The sequence below is a fragment of the Halopenitus sp. H-Gu1 genome, assembly GCF_041821145.1.
Classification (GTDB): Archaea; Halobacteriota; Halobacteria; order Halobacteriales; family Haloferacaceae; genus Halopenitus.
The window spans coordinates 87583-109598 of the sequence record NZ_JBGUBC010000004.1; the positions used below are offsets into that span (position 1 = coordinate 87583).

At 64.7% G+C, this 22016-nt stretch carries 22 protein-coding genes; 13 read left to right on the forward strand and 9 right to left on the reverse strand.

From position 1 onward, the window contains the following. Nucleotides 1-57 precede the first annotated feature (57 nt). From ACERIT_RS04570 to ACERIT_RS04580, 3 genes are all read left to right on the forward strand, one after another. A complete protein-coding gene (locus ACERIT_RS04570) occupies nt 58-1281 on the forward strand; it encodes a proteasome-activating nucleotidase (RefSeq protein ID WP_373673645.1) in 1224 nt (407 codons plus the stop codon). Nucleotides 1282-1341: 60 nt separating this feature from the next. Further along, a complete protein-coding gene (locus ACERIT_RS04575) occupies nt 1342-1860 on the forward strand; it encodes a pyruvoyl-dependent arginine decarboxylase (protein WP_373673646.1) in 519 nt (172 codons plus the stop codon). Between the two features lie 117 nt (nt 1861-1977). After that, complete coding sequence (locus ACERIT_RS04580; RefSeq protein ID WP_373673647.1) at nt 1978-2361, forward strand: DUF5811 family protein; 384 nt, start codon at nt 1978-1980, stop codon at nt 2359-2361. 68 nt (nt 2362-2429) lie between these two features. Here the strand turns inward: ACERIT_RS04580 and infB are convergent, their stop codons facing one another. Beyond that, nucleotides 2430-4223, reverse strand: coding sequence for a translation initiation factor IF-2 (gene infB, locus ACERIT_RS04585; protein ID WP_373673648.1), 1794 nt, complete (start codon nt 4221-4223; stop codon nt 2430-2432). A 244-nt stretch (nt 4224-4467) separates the two neighbouring features. On the opposite strand from infB, the gene ACERIT_RS04590 reads away from it, so the two are divergent. Both ACERIT_RS04590 and ACERIT_RS04595 read left to right on the forward strand, forming a co-directional pair. Next, on the forward strand, nt 4468-4713 hold the full coding sequence (locus ACERIT_RS04590) for a PRC-barrel domain-containing protein (protein WP_373673649.1): 246 nt from the start codon (nt 4468-4470) through the stop codon (nt 4711-4713). After that, nucleotides 4713-5171: an NOB1 family endonuclease gene (locus ACERIT_RS04595; RefSeq protein ID WP_373673650.1), complete on the forward strand. Its 459-nt coding sequence runs from the start codon at nt 4713-4715 to the stop codon at nt 5169-5171. The genes ACERIT_RS04590 and ACERIT_RS04595 overlap by 1 nt, the downstream gene beginning before the upstream one ends. Nucleotides 5172-5258: 87 nt before the next feature. Here ACERIT_RS04595 and ACERIT_RS04600 read toward each other — a convergent pair whose 3' ends face one another. Beyond that, the gene (locus ACERIT_RS04600; RefSeq protein ID WP_373673652.1) at nt 5259-7472 is read right to left on the reverse strand and encodes an ATP-dependent DNA helicase; all 2214 of its coding nucleotides are present in this window, start codon (nt 7470-7472) and stop codon (nt 5259-5261) included. A gap of 151 nt (nt 7473-7623) precedes the next feature. Here ACERIT_RS04600 and upp point away from each other — a divergent pair, with 151 nt between their 5' ends. Together upp and ACERIT_RS04610 are read left to right on the forward strand one after the other, a co-directional pair. Beyond that, nucleotides 7624-8301 carry a uracil phosphoribosyltransferase gene (gene upp, locus ACERIT_RS04605; RefSeq protein ID WP_373673653.1) on the forward strand — a complete coding sequence of 226 codons (678 nt, stop codon included), beginning with the start codon at nt 7624-7626 and terminating at the stop codon, nt 8299-8301. Between the two features lie 65 nt (nt 8302-8366). Further along, on the forward strand, nt 8367-8591 hold the full coding sequence (locus ACERIT_RS04610) for a hypothetical protein (protein WP_373673654.1): 225 nt from the start codon (nt 8367-8369) through the stop codon (nt 8589-8591). A gap of 256 nt (nt 8592-8847) precedes the next feature. Here the strand turns inward: ACERIT_RS04610 and ACERIT_RS04615 are convergent, their stop codons facing one another. The 4 genes from ACERIT_RS04615 to htpX are packed head-to-tail and all read right to left on the reverse strand — an operon-like array spanning nt 8848 to nt 11460. Beyond that, nucleotides 8848-9480, reverse strand: a complete 633-nt coding sequence (locus ACERIT_RS04615) for a YigZ family protein (protein WP_373673655.1) — start codon at nt 9478-9480, stop codon at nt 8848-8850. Then, nucleotides 9477-9935: a hypothetical protein gene (locus ACERIT_RS04620; RefSeq protein WP_373673656.1), complete on the reverse strand. Its 459-nt coding sequence runs from the start codon at nt 9933-9935 to the stop codon at nt 9477-9479. Before ACERIT_RS04620 ends, ACERIT_RS04615 begins: the two co-directional genes overlap by 4 nt. Nucleotides 9936-9940: 5 nt before the next feature. After that, nucleotides 9941-10546 carry a hypothetical protein gene (locus ACERIT_RS04625; protein ID WP_373673657.1) on the reverse strand — a complete coding sequence of 202 codons (606 nt, stop codon included), beginning with the start codon at nt 10544-10546 and terminating at the stop codon, nt 9941-9943. Between the two features lie 41 nt (nt 10547-10587). Further along, nucleotides 10588-11460, reverse strand: a complete 873-nt coding sequence (htpX, locus tag ACERIT_RS04630; protein WP_373673658.1) for a zinc metalloprotease HtpX — start codon at nt 11458-11460, stop codon at nt 10588-10590. A 110-nt stretch (nt 11461-11570) separates the two neighbouring features. On the opposite strand from htpX, the gene lipA reads away from it, so the two are divergent. The 4 genes from lipA (at nt 11571) to lpdA (ending at nt 16997) form a co-directional block, all read left to right on the forward strand. Continuing rightward, a complete protein-coding gene (gene lipA / locus ACERIT_RS04635; RefSeq protein WP_373673659.1) occupies nt 11571-12512 on the forward strand; it encodes a lipoyl synthase in 942 nt (313 codons plus the stop codon). A gap of 262 nt (nt 12513-12774) precedes the next feature. Further along, nucleotides 12775-13839 (forward strand): alpha-ketoacid dehydrogenase subunit beta, encoded by a 1065-nt coding sequence (locus tag ACERIT_RS04640; RefSeq protein ID WP_373673660.1) that lies wholly within the window; start codon nt 12775-12777, stop codon nt 13837-13839. Continuing rightward, on the forward strand, nt 13836-15497 hold the full coding sequence (locus ACERIT_RS04645) for a dihydrolipoamide acetyltransferase family protein (RefSeq protein WP_373673661.1): 1662 nt from the start codon (nt 13836-13838) through the stop codon (nt 15495-15497). The genes ACERIT_RS04640 and ACERIT_RS04645 overlap by 4 nt, the downstream gene beginning before the upstream one ends. Before the next feature lie 18 nt (nt 15498-15515). After that, nucleotides 15516-16997, forward strand: coding sequence for a dihydrolipoyl dehydrogenase (gene lpdA / locus ACERIT_RS04650; protein ID WP_373673662.1), 1482 nt, complete (start codon nt 15516-15518; stop codon nt 16995-16997). 57 nt (nt 16998-17054) lie between these two features. Here the strand turns inward: lpdA and ACERIT_RS04655 are convergent, their stop codons facing one another. Beyond that, nucleotides 17055-17654, reverse strand: a complete 600-nt coding sequence (locus ACERIT_RS04655; RefSeq protein ID WP_373673663.1) for a hypothetical protein — start codon at nt 17652-17654, stop codon at nt 17055-17057. Between the two features lie 142 nt (nt 17655-17796). Here ACERIT_RS04655 and glmM point away from each other — a divergent pair, with 142 nt between their 5' ends. Beyond that, a complete protein-coding gene (gene glmM / locus ACERIT_RS04660; protein ID WP_373673664.1) occupies nt 17797-19155 on the forward strand; it encodes a phosphoglucosamine mutase in 1359 nt (452 codons plus the stop codon). 104 nt (nt 19156-19259) lie between these two features. On the opposite strand, the gene ACERIT_RS04665 is transcribed toward glmM, so the two are convergent. Next, nucleotides 19260-20450: a hypothetical protein gene (locus ACERIT_RS04665; protein WP_373673665.1), complete on the reverse strand. Its 1191-nt coding sequence runs from the start codon at nt 20448-20450 to the stop codon at nt 19260-19262. A gap of 28 nt (nt 20451-20478) precedes the next feature. Then, the gene (gene hisI, locus ACERIT_RS04670) at nt 20479-20907 is read right to left on the reverse strand and encodes a phosphoribosyl-AMP cyclohydrolase (RefSeq protein WP_373673666.1); all 429 of its coding nucleotides are present in this window, start codon (nt 20905-20907) and stop codon (nt 20479-20481) included. A gap of 161 nt (nt 20908-21068) precedes the next feature. Here hisI and ACERIT_RS04675 point away from each other — a divergent pair, with 161 nt between their 5' ends. After that, a complete protein-coding gene (locus ACERIT_RS04675; protein WP_373673667.1) occupies nt 21069-21980 on the forward strand; it encodes a hypothetical protein in 912 nt (303 codons plus the stop codon). Nucleotides 21981-22016: the final 36 nt, after the last annotated feature.

The following is a 22016-nucleotide window of genomic DNA, read 5'->3' on the forward strand; positions in this document are numbered from 1 at the left end:
ACGAGTAGTCCGTGACCCAAAGGCACATTTACGCCCAACTCCAATCGTCGGTAACGAATGTCCCACAGTCCGTCACTTCCGGATCGACCCCGTCTCGACCTCGATCCCGAGATGAGCGAGGCCGAGCGACTCGAGGCGATCCGTAAACATTTCGTCCGGATCGTCCAGGTGAACGACGAACTCGAGGATCGGCTCGACGAGGCCGAGACCCACCGGGAGGAACTGAAGGACGACGTCGACTCGTTGAAGCGGGAAAACGAGGTTCTCAAGACGTCCTCGCTGTACGTCGCCTCCGTCGAGGAACTCACGGAGGAGGGCGTCGTGATCAAACAGCACGGCAACAACCAGGAGGTGCTCACCGAGACCACCTCGCGGGTCGGATCCGACCTCGAACCGGGCGACCGCGTGGCGATAAACGACTCGTTTTCGATCCAGACGGTCCTCGACGACGAGACGGACGCCCGCGCGCAGGCAATGGAGATCCAGGAATCCCCCGACGTCGAGTACGACGATATCGGTGGGATCGACGAGCAGATCCGGGAAGTCCGCGAGGCCGTCGAGGACCCCCTCGAAAACCCCGAGGTCTTCGACATCGTTGGTGTCGATCCACCGAGCGGCGTCCTGTTGCACGGTCCGCCGGGGACCGGGAAGACGATGCTCGCGAAGGCGGTTGCCAACGAGTCCGACGCCACCTTCATCAAGATGGCCGGCTCCGAACTGGTCCGGAAGTTCATCGGTGAGGGATCACGGCTAGTTCGTGACCTCTTCGAACTCGCGGCGGAGCGTGAGCCCGCCGTCATCTTCATCGACGAGATCGACGCCGTGGCCGCAAAGCGGACCGACTCGAAGACCTCCGGGGATGCGGAGGTCCAGCGGACGATGATGCAGCTGCTCTCGGAGATGGACGGGTTCGACGACCGGGGGGAGATCCGCATCATGGCCGCGACTAACCGCTTCGATATGCTCGATGAGGCCATCCTGCGACCCGGTCGTTTCGACCGTCTCATCGAGGTGCCAAAGCCGAATGTGGTCGGACGCGAGCGGATCCTCGAGATACACTCGGACGGGATGAACGTCGCCGACGACGTCGACCTCTCCGATATCGCTGCCGAACTCGAGGACTACAGCGGTGCCGACATCGCCTCGCTTGCCACCGAGGCCGGAATGTTCGCGATCCGTGACGACCGGACGACGGTCCGTCGGAGTGACTTCGAGGACGCCCTTGAGAAGCTCGATGACGCCGACGAGATCGCGGACCGCAACGTCCATTACCAGTATTGAACACCGATTCGTCCCCCTCGTTTCGTAACCCCTTAGCGCCGCGGCGGCCAATCATCGATGATGGCATCGATCCACGTCGCCGGCGGGGTCGGCGTCGCCCCCACCGAGATGGCGGCGTACGACGCGGCACTCGCGGACACGAACCTCCACGACTACAACCTCGTCACCGTCTCCTCGATCGTTCCCGCGGACGCGACCGTCGAGCGCGTCGAGCGCGCTCCCGATCTCGGACCGGCCGGAAATCGTCTAACCGTCGTCCAGGCAAAACGCGTTGCGCCCCCCGTCGAATCGGACGCGACGACCGCCGACGACGATGCGGTCGATAGCCAGCCCGCCACGATCGTCGCAGGGCTCGGATGGGCTACCGGACCTGGTCCCGGGCTGTTCTACGAGGTGACCGGTACAGATCCCGCCTCCGTTCGAGACCGGATCCGCGAGGGGCTCGACGCTGGCGGCGAGCTTCGCGAGTGGGAGCTACCCGACCGCGAGATCCACGTGGAGTCCACCGTCCCGGTCGCTGACGCCTACACTTGCGTCGTGGTGCTTGCCGCCTACGGCGACTCCGAGCCGATCGTCTGAGTTGCCAGCGACGACGACTCCGAACCGATCGTCCGATCGGGCCGATCGTGGCTCGGATGGAACGGCTCAACCGCCGACGCCTTTTTGAACGTGCTGCCCCTATTGCTTACACCTTCAATGAACGGCAACAACCCGTATGCCGGACCGCCGGGCGTAACCCCGGCCGGCGAACCCGAGACGGCGACGATCGATCTCTCGTCCGACCAGGAACGGGAGCTTCGAAGCGCCGTCGCCGGGATCGTCACCCAAACCGAATCGTATCTTCCCGACAGCTACATCGTCGGGTCGGAACTCTCCGTGGGGACGGACGGCCCGCAAGCGACCGTCGCGGTCAACCCGCCCGCGGGCCATCCGGTTTCGGCCGGATTCACTCCGGATCCGGACGATCTGGATGCGGGGCTCGCGAAGACTGAAACCGACGAGGTCGCCAAGGGTCTCGCCGCCAGCGCGGCGCTGCAAGTGATGAACGCGATCGGCGATCTCACGCCGACGGCGAAGTAACGCCGTCACGTCTGCCGGGGCCTTCTCGCCGGAGCACGAACGGTTCTCGACGGTGACTTCGGATCGAGTCACTTCCCCCAGAAGGGATCCCTGCTTCGTCGCTTGTCGAGATATCCATGGAGCGCCTCCAATTCGTCGGCGGGTATCTCGTCAGTGAGCTCCTGTTCGAGGATCTTGGCGTGTTTTTCGGGAAGTTCCGTCCAGAGCACGTCGCCCTCCTCGATCTGCCTGCCAACCGTCGGTCCGTCGATGGCAACGCTAACGCGCTCGCCAGCCCGCGCCTCATCGACGTCCTCGCCCTGCTTTTGGATCCCCGATAGTTGTCCGATCCGCTCCGTCTCGCCGTTCTCGAACTCGGCGACGTAACGGTTGTTCTGGAGGGTCCCTGCGAGCACCTCGACGCCGACCACTGCCGGATCGTTCTGTCTGAAGGTGTGATCCGGAAGCAGTCGGAAGCGCGCCGGACGCACGATCTTGTCGAGGACCGTCTCCTGTTGGGCCCGTTTGCGTTCCTCGACGAACGTCTCGTACTCCTCTATCAGTTGGTAGATGACGTTGTCCGAAAACAGCTTGACGTCCGCGGCCTCGAGTTCGTCGCGCGCGCTCGAGAGAAGCTCCACGTTGAACCCTAAGATCGCCTTGTGTTCCTCCTGGTTCGCCGTCTCGGCGATCGCGACATCCCGTGGAGCGATGTCTCCGACCTCCGCGCGCATGATCGGGATCTCGACCTCCTCGAGCGCGCTCGCCATGGCCTCTAAGGACCCGAGCGTGTCGGCTTTGATCACGACGCCGTCCTCTTTCGTTTCGACATCGATCTCCTGGAGTTCGGCTTTCACTTCCGCGATGACGTCCTCAACGTCGCGATCGCGGACGACGCGAACCGGCGCGCCGGCCATCGCCTCCTCCAGGTCGGGGGCCGCGATCTTCACACCTGCGGCCGCGGCGACCTCTTCTACTCGTTCGAACTGTTTTTCGGTGCGTATCTCGGCGAGTGGCTCCGGCTGCAACAGCGCGCGAATATCCGTGACGATCGGCTCGTCTTGTCCCCCGATGACCACCTTGTCGTTCGTTCGGATCACGCCGTCGTAGATCACGGCGTCGACGGTGGCGCCGAAGCCGCGCTCCTCTTTGACCTCCAGAACCGTCCCGATGCCCGGGCCCGCAACGTCGATCTCCATCTCCTCTTTCATGAACCGCTGGGAGAGCCCCATCAACACGGTGAGCAGATCCGGAACTCCCTCTCCGGTCAGCGCGGAGACGGGAACGACGCCGATGTTCTTCTGGAAATCCTGGACCCGCCAGTAGAGATCGGCCGAGAAGCCGGCGTCGGATAGCTCCCCGATGAGCGAATAGAGGTTCTCATCCAGCATCGAGCGGGCACGCTCGGATTGGGCCTCGTAGGTCTCCTGGACGGGTCGTCCCTCGTTGGGGTTCCATCCCGGGGTGGTATCGATCTTGTTCGCCGCGACGACGAACGGCGTTCCGGTCCGTCGGAGGATGTTGATCGCCTCCTCGGTTTGCGGCTGGAAGCCGTCGTTGACGTCGACGACGAGCACCGCGATGTCCGCGAGCGCCCCGCCGCGCGCGCGAAGCGTTGAAAACGAGTGATGGCCGGGCGTGTCGATGAACAGGAGCCCGGGAAGATCGAAGTCCTCGGGCTGGACCAACTCACCGGCCATGGTGGAGATCGTCGAAAGGGGAATGTCGGTTGCCCCGATGTGTTGGGTGATCGCGCCCGCCTCGCCCTCGCTTACGGCGGACCCGCGTATTTTGTCGAGTAGACTCGTCTTTCCGTGGTCGACGTGGCCGAGCACGGCGACGATCGGCGTTCGAAGGGTGTCGGGATGTGTGTCGTCAGTCATGAGAATCGCCCCGAGAAGGTCGTATCGTATTCGAGTCGCGGATGCCAGTTAAGTGTTTCAAAACGCAAGAGCCTGATCGACGCCCGTTTTCTCCGGTTTGTCGGCCGTTTCTTCTGGCCCGTCGGTCGTTTTCTCTGAGTTGACGATCGTGTTTTCCGGATCGGTGGTCATTCTCTCCGATCGCGTTCGTCGGCCGTCTGACGTCCCCGTGGCGTTTAAGGTGGACCGCCGGGTTCGTTCGAACATGGCAGAGATCCTCGCGGAGAACCTCTCCGGCAAGGCGGTCATGGGGTCCGACGGGACCGAACTTGGCGATCTGTACAACATCACGATGGACCTGAAGACGGGAGGACTCAAACACCTACTCGTCTCCCCGCACGAACAGCTTGATCCGGGCCACAGCGGCTTTTCCACCGACGAACGAGGCCGACTCGAGGTACCGGTCGGAAACGTACAGGCGGTGAAAGACTACATCGTCGTCGCACGCTGATGCGAGTCCTCGACTCCTCCGCGTTCATCCACGAGTATCATACGGAGGAACCGACCGCGTCGATCCCGGAGGTTCACGACGAGCTTTCGGGCGGCCACGCGCTTCGATTCGACGCCATGGAGGGTTCGGGGATGCATGTCCACGTCCCCGCCGAGGACGCGATCCGCCGCGTCGAACGAGCCGCGCGTGAATCCGGCGACGCCGACGAACTCTCCGAGACTGACATCCGGCTCGTCGCTTCGGCCTTCGAGCTCGATGCCACGCTCGTCACTGATGATTACGCGATGCAGAACGTCGCAGAGCGGCTCGACGTCGATGTGGAACCGATCGCCCGTGAGGGGATCACCGAGGAGCGTGAGTGGCTCTTTCAGTGTACCGGCTGCGGACGGACCTTCGAGGAGGAGGCCGACCGCTGTCCGATCTGTGGGAGCGATCTGACCCGGAAGAACCCGAGTTGAATCGGCTCCCGATCCGAGAGCTGTGGGCGGTCGACGACCTCACGGTCGGTCGCGACGGGCGGCTGACGCCCCGGTCGATCGCCGCGATCACGGCTCCGGCGGCGATCCCTCGTAGGCATCGTGATCGCTGTAGAAGTTCAACATCCCGAATTTTACCTTCTCGGGCGCCACGTCGATGAGCTCCTCGCTCTCCTCGGGCGGGAAGCGCCCGCGGACGGAGTATTTGCCCATGTCAGCGCTCGTATAGCGTTTGTCCGCGAGGATCCGCACGCCGAAGTCCTCCGGTCCCCGGACCACGCGTCCAAGCGCCTGTCGCGTCTTCCGGACCGTCGGAACCTCGACGGCGTAGGTCCACCCCGGATCGCGACCCCGGGAGGCGCCCGCGAACGCGCGATCGTAGGCGTTCTGGACTGCCTCCATCCGATCGTCGAGGTGCGGATACGGGACCCCGATCACGATCGCCGTCCGGGCATCCTCGTCGTCGAAGCTGACTCCCTCCGCGAGCGTCCCCCAAAGCGATGTGAACAGGGCGGCGTCGTCGCACTCGACGAGTCGTCGTCTGACGTCCTCCGCGTCCTCGCCAGGGCGATCGAGGAGCAGTGTTCCGAGCGCGTCGTCACCGTCCATTCCGGTCCCGGCCGGGCCGCCGTCGATTCCACCTTGCAATCGCTGGTGGTATCGTTCCGCCTCCGAGTATGACGGGAAGAACGCGAGGGTGTTTCCGGGAGTAAACCGGATCGCGTCCCGCAGGAGGGTGGCGATCGTTCGCTGTATCTCCGGATCCGACCGATCGGAGGCGAAAAGCGGGGGCGTGTCCACGGCGTAGGTGAGCCGGTTCTCCTCGGGATACCCCATCCCGTACGCCAGCGTGGCGACGTCCTCGAGTCCGAGCACCTCCGTGGTCACGTCGAAGGGCCGAAGCGTCGCGCTCATCAACACGGAGGAGGCGACCTCCTCGAACAGCTCGCTCGTCACCGCCCGTGGAATGCAGGTGTATAGCTCCGCACGCCCGTAGACCTCCTCCGTGGCCTCGTTCCGGCGGACGGAGACGACGGGGTACTGACCGAGTTCGGTTCCCTCCTCCATCCAGGTGGCGATAAACCGTGCGGCCTGTAGCGTCTGTGACTCCTTGCGCGTCGTCGTCTCGCCCTCGCGATACCGTCGGTCGTACTCCTCCTCCAGCGCGCGGCCGAGCTGAACGGCGAGTTCGGTCTCGACGTCGATCCCACGTCCCTCGTAGCGTTTCAGGAACGCGAGCGTGAGGTCGTCACGGCGATCATCGTTTTCGATGGAGACGTCCTCCCAACGATCGCCGATCGACCCTTCAGCACCGAACCCGAACGACTCCTCGTAGGTCTCTTCGAGTGCATCCAAAAACGCCGAGAGAACGTTCTTGGCCGCCTCCGCCCGCGAGTCGTCCGCCTCTTCGATCTCGTTGAGCGCGGACTCGAGAGTGTTCTCGGTGAGCGTTCGCGTCGCGTGCTCGCGAGCGGCGTCCTCGACGTTGTGGGCCTCGTCGAACACCGTGATGATCTCGCTTGGATCCCGGTCGATCCACCGGAAGAACTGTTCGCGGATCGTTGGATCCAACAGATGGTGGTAGTTACAGACGACCAGATCGACACCCTCCATTCCCTCCTTCAGGAGTTCGTATCCGCACAGTCCCCGCTCGTCGGCGTACTCGTAGACGTCGTCGGGCGTCCGGACGTCGTCGAAGAGCCACTCGAAGAACGCGTCCGTCTCCCCCGTGAGGTTCTCGTGATAGCGCTCACAGACGTTCGTCGACTCGATATCCTGGAGTTCCGATTCGAGTTCATCGAGCTCCTCCATGACCCCCTCGCGCGCCGCGGCCGCGTCGTCGTTCCCCTCACGGCTCTCCGCGAGCAGCTCCTGCTGGCGCCGTTCGAGTTCGGCTCTGTCGGATTCGGTCTCGACGAGCGATCGGGTCGTATCCCGCAACGTCTGACACTCCCGGTAGTCGACGCCGATGTGACACATGGACGATTTCCCCTTGAATACGACCGCGCGGATCGGTTCGCTTCGGGTGATCGCCCGCGCGTCCTCGACGAACTGGCGCATCTGCTGGTGGACGTTGGTCGTGATGACGACCGTCCGATCGTTCTCACGTGCGTGCTCCAGGGCGGGAACGAGCGCCGAGAGGGTCTTTCCCGTTCCCGGCGCGCCCTCGAAGAGCACGTCCTGTCCGCGCGAGAGCGCGTTCGCGATCCGGTCCATCGCCTCGCGCTGGTTCGGGTAGGGCTCCTCGTACGGGAAGAACCGCAGATACGCCGAGTCTGACACGTCCCCGAGTTAGCCGTCATCGACCAAAAGGGGTCGGGTGCCTCGGCGAACGTGGTTCGCCGCCTGCCGTCGGCACGGCCAGTCGTCCTCGACGGCGAAACGGGAGCGCGAAACCGGGTCGTTAAAGATTCGGCGGCCGATATCGTCGACGATGACGATCGAAGACCGCGATGACGCCTACCTCATCACGCACGCGCTGGCGAAGGCCACCCTCTCGCGGCTCCGGGATGTCGAGACCGAGCAGGTCGCCTTCCGGAAGGGGCTCGTCAAGCTCGGCCGGATCTGCGGCTACGAGATCATCGACGGGGCGATGGAGACGGAGTACGTCCCGGTTGAGACGCCACTTGCGGAGACGACCGGGGAGCGCGTAACGGGGCTTGACGACGTCGTGATCATCAACGTTCTACGCGCCGCGACCCCGTTCGTCGAGGGGCTTCTCAAAGCGTTCCCCCGCGCCAAACAGGGAATCATCTCGGCGGGGCGCGACGAGGAAGCCGGGATGAACGAGGACGGCGAGTTCCCGATCACGATCGACTACGTCAAGCTTCCCGATATCACCGACCACGACACCGTCATCGTCGCCGACCCGATGCTCGCGACCGGATCGACGATGTCAGCCGTCCTCGATCACGTCCTCTCGGAAGCCGACGGCTTCGAGAACTTGTTCGTCCTCTCGGCAGTCTCAGCGCCCGACGGACTCATCCGCGTCGGGAACGCCGTTCCGGAGGCAGATCTCCTTACGGTCGCTATCGACGATCGACTCGACGAGGACGGCTTCATCGTCCCCGGTCTCGGCGACGCCGGCGATCGGGCGTTCCGAACGACGTGATCCGTTCCATCTCTCCCGACGTCATCCCCCTTTCCTTTTAAGTCGACGCCGGCCGACGTGCCGATATGAGCGATACGGAGCCCGACGACCCGTGTAGCGCCTGTGGGGATCCGACGCCGGATGCACTTTCCCGGACGGTCCGATTGAGTGTCGATCGTGCGAACATCGACACACAGCGACTTTGTCCCGACTGCTTCGCTGAGTGGATCGCGCGTTATCAACGCGAGATGCAGACTGATCCCAACCCGATCGACGGCGGCGGAGAGCATTCGGACATCATCGTCGACTGAGTCGGGCCGTGGTCGCCTCGCTCCTCGGTTCGATCGCCTCGGATGTCCACGGTTCCTAAAACGGCCGATGGTTTATATCCGATCACGACCCAGCCCCCGCGTGTCCTGATCGTCTTCCCCGCGGCGAACGAGGCGGGTGTGTGAGACACCGCCGCGGGATCGGTTTCGATCGTCGCCCTGCTTCCGACGGATCGACGTCTTACCTGTTCGCCACCGCTCGTTGTGAGGTCCCTCTCCTACTGTCACGGCCTGGCGTTCACTCGTCGATCGCGATGCGTCCACTGGTCGCGCTCCGGAGTCGTTCTTCGAGGTCTTCGACGTCGTCGATCGGGACCTGCACCTCGAAGGTGACGGTTTCGTCGTAGTTCGCCTCGAAATCGACCCCGACTGACTCCAGGATCCCGCGAACGGTTCCGGAGTCGTCGTAGGTGCATCGCAGGCTCATCTGCTGATGCGGTTTCTCCTCGATTACGCCCGCAGCCTCGATCGCTTCCGACGTTGCCCGCGAATACGCTCGGACGAGCCCGCCGATCCCTAGGTTCGTTCCACCGTAATAGCGCGTGATCACGATGACCACGTTCTGGAGGTCTTGACCCTGAAGGACGTTCAACGCGGGCTTTCCGGCAGATCCGGTCGGTTCCCCGTCGTCGCTCGCGTACTCCCGTAGCATCGCCCCTCCGTCGGACGACCGTTCCTCGGACGAATCGCTCGGAACGCGATACGCCGGTACGTTGTGGGTCGCGTCCGAGTACTCCTCTTCGATCGCCTCGATGAACGCCTCCGCGCTCTCGACGGACTCTGCCCGCGCGACGTGACCGATGAACTCCGATCCCCGGATCTGGAAGGCGGACCGCGAGCGTTCCGCGACCGTCCGGTAGGGATCGGTCATCGTTTCTCCTTCATCTTGTTCTCCTCGCGCCGGCGTTCGACCGCGACTCGTGTCGGCGGCGCGAGACGGTATAACGCCGCGAATGTGAGAACCCCGAGGATCTCGGCGAGCGTTCCCACGATCGCATACGGATCGGCGACGAACGCCTCGATCGGCGCCGATCGGTGCCACAGTACAAAGCCGACGAGGAACGACGCAAGCGTTCCGGCTCCGAGTGCGTACAGCCGACGGTATTCGCCACCGCGGAACGTCGCGACCGCGATCGCGAGCGTGAACGTTGCTGCCAGGATGAAGACGTACGGTCGCGGGTCACCGCTCGTCGACAGCCGTGGCCACGCCCACAGCACGTGCGCTGCCGCCGACAGGAGACTCGCCTGAACGGCGATCAACCGTATCGCCCGCTTTCGTCCTGATCGGGATGTCTCGGTCCGTGGTGCCGATTCCGATCCGTTCACCGCGATCACTCCCACGGATGACGACCGGGCGTATCCGGCCACAGCGGGTACCAGTAGGACTCGTCGTCCTCGATATCTAACTCCCCCTCGAGAACCGACCGAAGTTTGAATTCGATTCGTTCGTCACGGTCGTGGTTCCCCTCGGGGACGAACGGATAGTAGCTCCCCCGTCGGAACGAGTAGATCCAGTAGGCACGCCGGTCGTCGTCCTCGAAGCCGAAGACCGCGGCAAGCAGTCGCGATCCGAATCCGGATTCGACGAACGTGTCCGCGGCAAAGTGGACGCTCGTCACCAGGTCCTCCGGATCGTCGTCCTCAAGGACGAACCATCGGTATCCGTGGTCGTCCGTGTTCTGATGAAAGCCGGTTCCTGTTTCCGCCTCTCCGGCGCCGAGAATCGCCTCAACGTCGTCGACCGCGTCGCCGAAGGCAGTCGAGTCGACATCTGAAAAACAAAGCGCCGCCTCGCCGGCATGGTCGTATCCGAGATCCGCCTGCATGGTCATGTATGCCGTCGACATCCCGAAGAGGTCCTCCGGATCGGCCTTCCGCGTCGCGTCCGATTCCGCATTCGTGCCGAGGACCGATCGGATCGTCTCGAAAAGTCCCATCTACTGGGAGGTAGTACGGTCCCCGGGGATTAGGGCCTTTCTCACGCCGTCTCCATCTGGCGTTCGAGATCCTGTAGTCGCTCGACCCGTCGTTCGGTCGAGGGGTGCGTGCTCGCGAGTTTGCCGATGATCCCCGACCGGATCGGGATGATGAAGAACGCGTTCATCTCCGCTTCCTGTCTGAGATCCTCCGTGGGTACACGGTCCATCCGGCCGTCGATCCGAAGAAGTGCGGACGCGAGCGCGCTCGGATTTCCGGTGATGCTTGCGCCCCCTCGATCGGCGGCGAACTCGCGGTATCGCGAGAGCGTCCGAATGAGGAGGAACGAGACGATCCAAATGACCAACGAGACGGCGATCGCCACCCACACGGGCGGGGAGTTCCGGTCGTTGCCGCCGAAGAGCCATCCCCAGCGCACCACGAAGAAGGCGATCGTCGAGAGGAACGATGCGATGGTCATCACCATCACGTCGCGGTTCTTCACGTGTGCCAGTTCGTGGGCGATCACGCCCTCCAGTTCCTCCTGTGAGAGCGTGTTCAAAAGCCCGGTGGTGACACAGACGGTCGCGTTTCGCTGGTTGCGTCCGGTCGCGAACGCGTTCGGGACGTTCGTCTCGGCGATCGCCACGGTCGGCTTCGGAAGGTCGGCCTGCTGACTCAGCCGTTCGATCGTTCGGTGCAGTTCCGGGGCCTCCTCCGGTTCGACGACCTGAGCGCCCATGCTCCGGAGGGCGAGTTTGTCGCTGTAATAGTACTGGATGAACGAGAACGCGCCTAAGAAGACGATCGCTCCGCCCATACTGATCATCTCCGTCTCAAGTAGGAACGCGATGAAGACGAGATAGAGGGCGAAAAGCAGGAACATGGTCAATGCCATCCTGCCTTTCAGTCCCCAGTCGGTGCTCCACTCCATACTCCTCGATATTCCTTGCAGGGGGTAAAGGTTGCCGAAGCCGATCGTCGTCTCACCCGAGTCCCGCGATCGACCCGCACGCTTTTGGCGTCTCCGTTCGAGGATCGAACATGAGCAGTAGGCGGCGCAAACCGGACTGGCTCAAGATGCGGCCGCCCGCCGGGCGACGGTTCACGGAAATCCGGTCGACGCTTCGCGATCGGAACCTCAATACGGTCTGTGAGGAGGCCAACTGCCCGAACCTCGGCGAGTGTTGGTCGGGCCGCGACGGGCCCGGAACGGCCACGTTCATGCTGATGGGCAACCGGTGTTCTCGCGGCTGTAGCTTCTGTGACGTCGAGACCGGCGGGATGGAGCCGCTCGATCCCGACGAGCCGGCGAACGTCGCCGAGGCCGTCGTTGAGATCGGTCTTGAGTACGTGGTCCTCACCTCAGTCGACCGTGACGACCTTGAGGACGGCGGATCCGCTCACTTCGCCGAGACGATACGGGCGATCAAGGACCGGGATCCCGGAATCCTCGTGGAGGTACTCATCCCGGATTTCGGTGGCGATCCCGACGCCATCGACCGTATCGTCGAGGCCGCCCCGGACGTCATCGCACACAACGTTGAGACCGTCGAACGCCTCCAGTGGCCGGTCCGCGACCGCCGGGCGAACTACGAGCAGTCACTTCGGGTCCTCGACCGTGTCGATCGGACCTCGGATATCTACACCAAGACGAGTCTGATGCTCGGGGTTGGCGAGTACGACCACGAGGTGTATCAGGCGCTTTCTGACCTCCGTGCGATCGATGTCGACATCGTCACGTTCGGTCAGTACCTTCGGCCCTCCCGCTCGCATCTCGCCGTCTTCGAGTACGTCCACCCGGACGTCTTCGAGACGTGGCGACGCGTTGCCGAGGAGGAGTTCGGCTTTCTCTACTGTGCCTCGGGTCCCATGGTTCGGTCCTCCTACAAGGCGGGCGAGCTGTTCGTCGACGCGCTCATCCGGGAGGGACGATCAATCGAGGAGGCACGTCGCCATGCACGAGCGGCCGCGGGCGGAACGTGAACGCCGGGGCGTCGTCTCCGCCGGCCGTCGAGCCTTCCGATCACGATCCGGCCTCGTATCGTCTCCGGTGGCCGTCGAGTCGGCCGATTACGAGCCGGGATTCGATCCCGACGAACCGTGCTTTCGATCCCGACGAAAATCCTAATACCCGTGCGTCGGTGTCTTCGCGTATGGGACGGTGGACGCGAGCCGTGAGCGGAACCGATCCGGTCGGATCGCCCCGAACTGGCGGACAGCCATCGCCTTGGGGATGGAGGCTCCGATGAGCGAACCGTCACCGACGGAGGCGGGTGGGATCGACGAGGAGCAACACGCGGACGCCGTGGATGCCGCGGATGAGGGAAACACCGAACCGGATATCACGATTGTCCAAGCCGTCCGGGAGGGGCTGTACGCGGAGTTGGCCCGCGACGAGGAGGTCATCGTGATGGGCGAGGACGTGGGGATGAACGGCGGCGTCTTCCGGGCGACGGAGGGGCTCTTGGACGAGTTCGGCGACGATCGCGTCGTCGATACGCCGCTTGCGGAATCGGCGATCGTGGGCACGTCGATCGGCATGGCATCGATGGGACTCACCCCGGTTCCGGAGATCCAGTTCTCGGGATTCATCTATCCCGCATTCGACCAGATCGTCTCCCATTTGACTCGATTTCGAACGCGAACTCAGGGATGCATGCCGCTTCAGATCACCCTTCGAGCACCCTACGGCGGCGGGATACGTGCGCCCGAACACCACGCGGAGTCGAAGGAGGCCTTCTACGTCCACGAGCCGGGCCTGAAGGTCGTCGTTCCCTCGACCCCCCGTGACACCAAGGGACTTTTGATCGCGTCGATCCGCGATCCCGACCCGGTGATCTTTCTGGAGCCGAAGCTCATCTACCGGGCGCTTCGCGAAGCGGTTCCTGACGAGGCGTACACGGTGCCGATCGGCGAGGCCGCAACCAGACGGACGGGTGAAGACATCGTCGTCTACACCTGGGGCGCCATGACTCGACCGACGCTTGCGGCCGCCGAGACGCTTGCCGAGGAAGGCATTTCCTGTGAGGTCCTCGATCTTCGAACGCTCTCCCCGCTCGACCGGGAGGCGATCGTCTCGGCCTTCGAGCGGACCGGTCGTGCTGCCGTCGTTCACGAGGCACCCCGGACCGGCGGGCTCGCCGGCGAGATCGCCACTATCCTCCAGGAGGAGGCGCTGTTGTACCAGGAAGCGCCGATCGAGCGAATAACCGGCTTCGATGTCCCGTATCCACAGTACGCGATGGAGGATTATTACCTTCCGAACGAGGCGCGAATCATCGAGGGGATCCGGGAGGTCGTGGCGTTTTGAGCACATCCCTCGAGGAGTTCTCCCTGCCCGACGTCGGCGAGGGAATCGCGGAGGGCGAGCTCGTGACCTGGCTCGTTGACTCCGGTGATCCCGTCCAGGAGGACCAGCCGATCGCGGAGGTCGAAACCGACAAGGCGCTCGTGGAAATCCCCTCGCCGTATGAGGGAACCGTGCGGGAGTTGCACGTCGAGGAGGGGGAGATCGTCCCCGTCGGGACGGTGATCGTTACCGTCGACGTTTCCGGGGGAGACGTAGACGACGCGAACGGGGAGGCTGAGACATCCGGCGAGAACGAATCGGTCGAGGAGAAATCGGCTGCGAATGGCTCCTCGTCGGGATCGGACATCGAGGGTCCCGGCTCCCGGACGTTCGCGCCCCCCTCGGTTCGCCGGATCGCGCGCGAACTCCGCGTCGACATTGGTGCAGTCAGGGGATCCGGCGTCGGTGGGCGAGTGACCGAATCGGACGTACGAGCGAGCGCGGAAGCGAATCGGACGGGAGAGGGAGATACGATCGGCTCGTCGGCGCCGCCTCGTGGCGACTCGGACGATGCCACCGAGCCAGCGGCGCAACCGCGCGCTTCAGGGGAGTCGTCCCTCCCCTCACTCGAATCCACCGGGCGCGATCGCACGCTCGCCGTACCCGCGACGCGGCGGATCGCCCGCGAGGAGGAGGTCGACATCGACGACGTCCCGACCGATCGGACTCGCGAGGGCGAGCCCTTCGTCACTGCGGGGCAAGTTCGTGAGTACGCGGCTGCCGCCCGTCGTGAAGGGACGGAGACGAGCGCGAGTACCGGCGGCCCAACCGACACGAAAGCCGGACGGTCCGACGAGTCCGCCCGATCGGGTCGGGCATCGTCGGAGTCACGTTCCGAAGAGACGATCCCCTATCGTGGCGTTCGTCGAATGACCGGTGAACGGATGCGGCAGTCGAAGTTCACGGCACCACACGTCAGCCACCACGATACGGCCGAGGTGACCGCGCTCGTCGAGGCGCGCGATCGGCTCCGTTCGAAGGCCGAGGAGCGAGGAGTGCGACTCACCTACCTGCCGTTCCTCATCAAGGCAGTCATCGCCGGGTTGAAGCAGTATCCGATACTCAACTCGGAGCTTCGAGCAGTCGAGGAAGGCGCGCCCGATTCGGACGATCCGACCGACGCCGAGATCGTCGAAAAGCACTATTACGACATCGGAATCGCGGTCGATACGGACGCGGGGCTTCTCGTTCCGGTCGTCGAGAACGCCGATGGAATGGGTCTCCTCGAGTTGGCCGCGACGGTGAACGATCTCGTCGAGCGGGCCCGCGCCCGCGAGTGCTCACCCGATGAGCTTCGCGGGAGTACGTTCACGCTCACCAACTTCGGGGCGATCGGCGGCGAGTACGCTACGCCGATCATCAATCCTCCCGAGACGGCGATCCTCGGGCTCGGTGCCATCGAACACCGACCGGTCGCCAAGCCGATCGCCGATCTCGACGGGGCGGAGCCGAACATGGAGAGGAGCGAATCGAGAGGTGGCCACACGGTCGTCGCTCGGGAAACCCTCCCGCTTTCGATCTCGATCGATCACCGCGTGATCGACGGTGCCGTCGCTGCCCGATTCATGAACACGGTCGCGGAGCATCTGGAGAACCCGATGCTTCTGCTTTCGGAGTAACACGGAACCTACACAACAATGGTAGTTGGAGACGTTTCAACAGGAACGGAGGTATTGGTCATCGGTGCCGGACCCGGGGGCTACGTCGCCGCCATCCGCGCCGCACAGCACGGACTCGACGTCACGCTCGTCGAACGGGACGCCTACGGTGGCGCGTGCCTCAATCGCGGGTGCATCCCCTCGAAGGCGCTCATCACGGCGACGGACGTGGCCCACGAAGCGGACACAGCAGAGCACATGGGTATCCATGCGGACCCTGCAATCGACTTCGAACGGATGCAGTCGTGGAAATCGGGAGTCGTCGGCCAGCTAACTGGCGGCGTCGAGAAGCTCTGTAAGGCGAACGGGGTGACCCTCCTCGAAGGAACCGCCACCTTCGTCGGCGAGCAGACGGCTCGCGTCGCTCACGAGGGGGAGGGCCGGGGATCGGAGTCCATCAAGTTCGAACATGCGATCATCGCCACGGGATCGCGACCGATCGAGATCCCCGGATTCTCCTTCGGGGACGATCCGGTGTGGTCCTCGAAGGAGGCGCTCGCCGCTGAGACCGTTCCCGATCGGCTCGTCGTCGTGGGGGGCGGCTACATCGGCATGGAGCTCGCAACGGTCTACGCCAAGCTCGGAAGCGAGGTGACGGTTCTCGAGATGCTCGACGAGATCCTCTTGCCCTACGAGGACGACGTCACGCGTGTGGTCCAAAGCCGCGCCGAGGAACTCGGCATCGACATCCGAACCGGCGAGGGGGCGACCGGCTGGTCGAACGCCGCCGACGGCGGGATACTGGTCGAGACGGAGCCAACGGAGGACGGGGACGAGGAACGTTCCGGGTCTGATACTGACGAGGGCGACATCGGCGAGGAAGGTGGCGCGAGCTACCCCGCAGATCGAGTGCTCGTCGCGGTCGGTCGCAGTCCGGTCTCGGACACCCTCGATCTGGAAACCGCCGGCATCGAGACGGACGATCGCGGGTTCATCGAGACGGACGAGCGGGCACGAACCGATCTCGATCACGTCTTCGCCGTCGGCGACGTCGCCGGCGATCCGATGCTCGCACACGCGGCCTCCGCGGAGGGGATCGTCGCCGCGGAGACGATCGCCGGCGAGCCGGCCGCGCTTGACCATCGGGCAGTTCCGGCGGCGGTCTTCACTGATCCGGAGATCGCCACCGTCGGCCTCACCGAATCGGACGCCGCCGAGGAGGGGTTCGATCCGGTCGTCGGGGAAATGCCGTTCAACGCCTCCGGACGTGCGGTCACGACCGGTCACACCGATGGGTTCGTTCGAATCGTCGCGGACGAGGAGACCGGATTCGTTCTCGGCGGCCAGATCGTCGGTCCTGAGGCCTCCGAGCTGATCGCGGAGGTCACCCTCGCCGTCGAGATGAGCGCGACCGTCGAGGATGTCGCGGCGACGATCCATACGCATCCGACTCTCGCGGAGGCCGTGATGGAAGCCGCAGAGAACGTTCGGGATCAGGCGATCCACACGCTCAATCGTTGATAGTCCACACGCTCACTCGCTGCTAGTACTCACTCCCTCATCCGGTCGGTCGCGTGTTCACCCGATTAGCTCGAACTGGCGGCCGATCGCCACCTCATCGGGGAGTCCCCAGTAGACGAACCGGTAGTCCCCGACGCCGAGATCCGGACAGACCGTGAGGTCGGCCGTCGAGAGGGTGTCGGCGACGTCGGTCTCCCGAAGCGTGATCGACCAGGTGTATCCGCCGCCCGAGCCGACCGTCTTCGTCTCCTCGGGGTAGGTGGCCTCGTTTCCATCGGTCGTTCCCCGGACGTCGCGCCAGCCCGAGGTGGTTCGGCGCTGGATGGCGACGTGTTCTCTGCTTGCGATCTCGACGTCGGCACCCTGATCGAGACGCCGGAGCACGACCCGAAAGTCGCTGCCGTACGTCTTTTCGGTTCCCTGGGCGGCGAGTTCGAATCGAGCCTCGTCGGCGGTGTATGCGCTGACGTAGCTCGTCGTCGCCTCGGTGAAGCGCTGGTCGAGTCTGTGAAATCCTGACTCATCACACCGCAGATCGTCGATCTCCCCGTCGGGTCCTTGTGGTCCCTCGCCGGCCGCGAAGTCGAGACAGCCAGCGACGCCAAGAGCACCGGCCGTTCCCATGGTTGCAAGCAGGTCCCGTCGTGACAGCTCCATGTCGACGGTACCGCCCGCAGTCGTATGAACGTCCCGACGTGCCCCGAGCCTGGTCATCGGATCGGACCACAGTCGACCGTCCCACTCCGAGCCGGTCGCGTCCTTCGGAACCGCTTTCCGGTCGGCACTCCTGGCTCGGCGTATGAAGATCTTCGGCTCCAGCGGGGTACGCGGCGTCGCGATCGACGACCTCTCGCCGGAGTTCGTCCTGCGGATCGCGAAGGCTGCGGGGACGGTCTGGGAGGCGGACCGGGTTGCGATCGCTCGCGATACGCGAACCACCGGCGAGGTGTTCCGTGATGCCGCCGCGGCCGGACTCGCCACGGTCGGTTGCGACGTCGATCACCTCGGCGTGGTTCCGACGCCTGCGGTGGGTCACCACTGTGCCGAATACGGGACTCCCTGCGTCCTCGTTACGGCCTCGCATAACCCGCCGGAGTTCAACGGGATCAAGCTCATCGGGTCCGACGGCGTCGAACTCTCCGTCGACGCACTCTCGACCATCGAGGATCACGTTCTCGACGAATCGTTCGCCGAGACTGACTGGCGCGGCGCCGGATCCAGCCGTCGCATCGACGGGGTCGCCGACGCCTACGTCGAGTCGGTCGTCGACGCCGTCGACCGGCCGGCTATCGCCGACGCCGACCTCACCGTCGCCGTCGATCCGGGTCACGGAGCCGGGTCGATCACGAATCCGGAGGTGTTTCGCCGACTCGGCTGTGCGGTCCGAACGGTCAACGCCCAACCGGACGGCCACTTTCCGGGCCGGCTTCCCGAGCCGATCCCGGAGCATCTGGCGGACCTCAGCCGGCTGGTCCGGACGACCGACGCCGATCTCGGGATCGCCCACGACGGCGACGCTGACCGGGCCGTCTTCGTCGACGAGACGGGGACGTACATCGAGGGTGACGCCTCTCTCGCCGCTCTCGCGGCCGACGCGCTCTCGACGGGCGACGTCGCCGTCTCGGCTGTCAACGTCTCGAAACGCCTCGTCGACGTCTGTGCGGACGTCGGTGCCGACCTCGAATTAACCCCGATCGGCGCGACGAACATCATCACCAGGGTTCGCGAACTGGAGGCCGCCGGTCGGCGCGTCCCGATCGCCGGCGAGGGGAACGGCGGGGTCTTCTTTCCGGACTATCGTCTCTCGCGTGACGGCGCCTACATCGCCGCTCGCTTCCTGGAACTTCTCGTGGACGGCGCGGCCGCAAGCGAGGTCGTCGAGCCCTACGCGGCCTATCACAACGTCCGGTCCGCCATCCCATACGATTCCGAGACCGAACGCGACCGGCTACTCGCCGCCGCCGAGGAGTACGCGGGGGAAGTCGATGCGGAGTTGGATACCACCGACGGCTATCGACTTGACTACGACGACGGCTGGGTGCTCGTGCGTCCCTCGGGGACCGAACCGAAGATCCGCGTCTATGCCGAGGCACGATCCTCGGCCCGCGCGAACGAACTCGCGGACGATGTTCTCGACGCACTCGCGGACGCGCGGTAGCCCGGTCCTCTCCGTTCGTCTCCCGACACTTCTCCCTTCGTCTGTTCCCTCATCCGCCTGATCCCTCTTCCGCCACTTCTTCGTCCGCTCCCTCCTCTATCCGTTCACTCTTCCGTCTCTGCGATCACGGACTCGAGTAGATCGAGGACGTCATTCGCCTCCGCCAGCCGATCGTGGATATCCCCGGAGACGAGAAGCGACAGGTCCTCCTCGTCGAGTTGGGCGCGGACGGTTGCCGCCTCGCGCAGTGGTTCGTAGCGATCCGACCGCGTCCAGTCGTCGATCTCCCGCAACAGGGCGACCGTCTCCTCGTCGGCGAACCTGGAGACGAGCGGCGTGAGTTCCCGGATCCGGTAGCGAAGCTCCTCGGCCGGCTTCGGCGGCCAGGCGACCGTGAACGGCTCGCCGTCGAGTCGGTCGATCCACGTGCGGTGGACGGCGACCGCGGTTCGGAGCGCGCCGGGATCGTCGACGTAATGATCGAGTTTGGAGGCCGAGTAGTCGGCGTACTCCAGAAGCGTCACGAGCGGCTCCTCGCCGGCGGCGTACTCCTCGACGTATTCGCGCAGGTCGGCGGGCGGCTGGTCGATGTCGACGAGCGGGTAGCGCTCCGCGGTTTCGAGGAGATCGAAGACCTCGCGTGCGCTTTTCCCCTTCAGAACCGTCTCGAAGTCCTCCTCGACCGCCTCGTTGTACGCCTCGATCGGCTCCTGGAGATCCGCGACCGGCACGTCGAGATCGACGTCGCTGTGTGCCTCGATCCGCTCTAGCTCCTCGACGTGCTCGGCGAGCTCATCGCGGGCCTCCCGCGCGTCGTGTCTGGCCCGGCGATAGTCGTCGATCGCCTCGTCGCGGCGCTCGAGGAGTTCGACGTACTCGCCCGCGGGGTCGAGCGCATCGCGCGCGGCGTCGAAATCGTCCGTCGAGAGGCGCCGTTTGTCGACTGCCTCGTCGGCCGCCTCGAAGGCGTCGGCCGCCGGCACGTCGGCGTCCACGTTCGTCGCGGCGTCAAACTCGCTCTCGAAGCGAACGTACGACTCGAAATCGCCGGTTCCGGTCGCGTTCTCCTCGTACTGATCGAGCACACGGATCGCAATTCGATAGCTGTCCGCGGCTGCTTCGACCCGATCGCGACCGATGTCCTCGATCCGGTCCTCGATCGCGTGGCGTTCGTCGTACCGTTCGCGCAACTCGGCGGCAGCGCGTGCGGCCGCCGCGACCGTCCCACTCCGATCGTCCAGATCCCCTTCCCTTCCGCCCGCTCCGGTCTCCGCCGCCGATCGCGAGTCGGTCATCTCATTGCCCCTCCGAAGTTCGCATCGGTCAGTACACCTCGTCGGGATCGAAGACGCGCTCGCCGACCTGCTCGCCGTCGATCGTTCGGTAAAAACACGACCGATGCCCCGTATGACAGGCCCCGCCCGTCTGGTCGACGAGATACAGGAGCGTGTCCGCATCACAGTCGACCCGGACCTCCTCGATCGACTGGGTGTGTCCCGAGGTGGCGCCCTTGTGCCACAGTTCCTCGCGCGAGCGCGAGTAATAGTGGGCCTCTCCCGTCTTGAGGGTTCGATCGAGCGCCTCGGGGGAGACGTATGCGAGCATCAACACTTCCCCCGAGTCGGCATCCTGTGCGATCGCGGGGACGAGGCCGTTCTCCCCAAACTCGACGTCGATCGCGGCCTCCCCGTCCGGTCGGAGGCTCTCGTCCTCCGGGGACGTATCCGACTCCTCGCTCTCGCTTTCGCTCATGTCTCCATCGAGGCGGAGTGGTCGAATAGGCCTTTTGGAGGGATCGTTGATCCCGCATCCCGTTCCGACCGGTGTAGTGGATCGGTCACCTCCTTCGGATGACTCAAACGGACCTTTGTGCCAATTATGGAGTTTTCACGGACGGGCGCGTAGTCGCGAGTATGACCGCATCTCGACGACGCGTTCTCGCCGGACTCTGTCTCCCCGTTGCCGCCTCGCTCGGTGGCTGTCTCCGGATCGTCGGCTCGATCGGCGAGGGAAACGGCCCGAACGGGACGAATTCGTCCCTCGATGGGAACGGACTCATCGGTGGCCCCGGGAACGGGATCGGTGAGGAGTCCGGGAACGGTTCCGGTGGCGGAGTCACGGTCCACGACGTGACGGTCCAACCGGAGGTCGTCGCGTTCGATTCTCCGGATTCGTACGGCGTCTACGGCGATCGCGGGGACCAGTACGTTATCGCCGACGTCGAGGTTTCCGACCCGGAGCCGTTTCCCGTCGACGAGTTTGCCATCGAGACGCCGAACGGGACGTATCCGGCGACGATCGAGATCGGAACCAACCCGGAGTCGATGGCGGACGACGGCGATCCCTACGGCTGGCCCGACTCCGATCCGGCGGCACGCGGCTGGCTGGCCGTTTCGGTGCCAAAGCCGCTTTCGGGGGCCGCGGACGCGCGACTCGCCTGGGCCGACGGCGAACACGCGCTCGCCACCGAGGCGGTCGATCGGCTTACTCGCCCCTCAACCGACTTCGAGGTCTCCCTCAAGGGACCCGAGTCCGTGACGATCGGAGAAACCGTGACTGCACGCGTGACGATCTCGAATGTGGGGGACGTCGATGGGACGTTCGTCGCCGCGATCAACCGTCAGGGGCCGCAGATCGCCTCCGCTCCCGAGGAGGCGATTGCGGTCGCGGTGCCGGCTGGAGAGGTTTCAGTCCGGAAGTTCGAGTTCCCTGTCACCGATCCGGAGATCGCAAACCGTGAGGCTCCGAGCATGCGGCTTCACCTCCAGTGGCGCGATGGTGAACGCACGCGCGAGACGACCATCGTGACCGACGACGCGACGTGACCCGTGACCGACGACGTGACGTGACCGATCTCGATC

What these genes read in the sequence shown, in the direction of transcription:
- ACERIT_RS04675 (WP_373673667.1), top strand. Translation starts at nt 21,069, where the DNA reads ATGACCGCATCTCGACGACGCGTTCTCGCCGGACTCTGTCTCCCCGTT.
- ACERIT_RS04610 (WP_373673654.1), top strand. Translation starts at nt 8,367, where the DNA reads ATGAGCGATACGGAGCCCGACGACCCGTGTAGCGCCTGTGGGGATCCG.
- htpX (WP_373673658.1), bottom strand. Translation starts at nt 11,460, where the DNA reads ATGGAGTGGAGCACCGACTGGGGACTGAAAGGCAGGATGGCATTGACC.
- lipA (WP_373673659.1), top strand. Translation starts at nt 11,571, where the DNA reads ATGAGCAGTAGGCGGCGCAAACCGGACTGGCTCAAGATGCGGCCGCCC.
- ACERIT_RS04570 (WP_373673645.1), top strand. Translation starts at nt 58, where the DNA reads ATGTCCCACAGTCCGTCACTTCCGGATCGACCCCGTCTCGACCTCGAT.
- infB (WP_373673648.1), bottom strand. Translation starts at nt 4,223, where the DNA reads ATGACTGACGACACACATCCCGACACCCTTCGAACGCCGATCGTCGCC.
- ACERIT_RS04575 (WP_373673646.1), top strand. Translation starts at nt 1,342, where the DNA reads ATGGCATCGATCCACGTCGCCGGCGGGGTCGGCGTCGCCCCCACCGAG.
- ACERIT_RS04625 (WP_373673657.1), bottom strand. Translation starts at nt 10,546, where the DNA reads ATGGGACTTTTCGAGACGATCCGATCGGTCCTCGGCACGAATGCGGAA.
- ACERIT_RS04580 (WP_373673647.1), top strand. Translation starts at nt 1,978, where the DNA reads ATGAACGGCAACAACCCGTATGCCGGACCGCCGGGCGTAACCCCGGCC.
- ACERIT_RS04665 (WP_373673665.1), bottom strand. Translation starts at nt 20,450, where the DNA reads ATGACCGACTCGCGATCGGCGGCGGAGACCGGAGCGGGCGGAAGGGAA.
- ACERIT_RS04655 (WP_373673663.1), bottom strand. Translation starts at nt 17,654, where the DNA reads ATGGAGCTGTCACGACGGGACCTGCTTGCAACCATGGGAACGGCCGGT.
- ACERIT_RS04590 (WP_373673649.1), top strand. Translation starts at nt 4,468, where the DNA reads ATGGCAGAGATCCTCGCGGAGAACCTCTCCGGCAAGGCGGTCATGGGG.
- ACERIT_RS04595 (WP_373673650.1), top strand. Translation starts at nt 4,713, where the DNA reads ATGCGAGTCCTCGACTCCTCCGCGTTCATCCACGAGTATCATACGGAG.
- glmM (WP_373673664.1), top strand. Translation starts at nt 17,797, where the DNA reads ATGAAGATCTTCGGCTCCAGCGGGGTACGCGGCGTCGCGATCGACGAC.
- hisI (WP_373673666.1), bottom strand. Translation starts at nt 20,907, where the DNA reads ATGAGCGAAAGCGAGAGCGAGGAGTCGGATACGTCCCCGGAGGACGAG.
- upp (WP_373673653.1), top strand. Translation starts at nt 7,624, where the DNA reads ATGACGATCGAAGACCGCGATGACGCCTACCTCATCACGCACGCGCTG.
- ACERIT_RS04615 (WP_373673655.1), bottom strand. Translation starts at nt 9,480, where the DNA reads ATGACCGATCCCTACCGGACGGTCGCGGAACGCTCGCGGTCCGCCTTC.
- ACERIT_RS04640 (WP_373673660.1), top strand. Translation starts at nt 12,775, where the DNA reads ATGAGCGAACCGTCACCGACGGAGGCGGGTGGGATCGACGAGGAGCAA.
- lpdA (WP_373673662.1), top strand. Translation starts at nt 15,516, where the DNA reads ATGGTAGTTGGAGACGTTTCAACAGGAACGGAGGTATTGGTCATCGGT.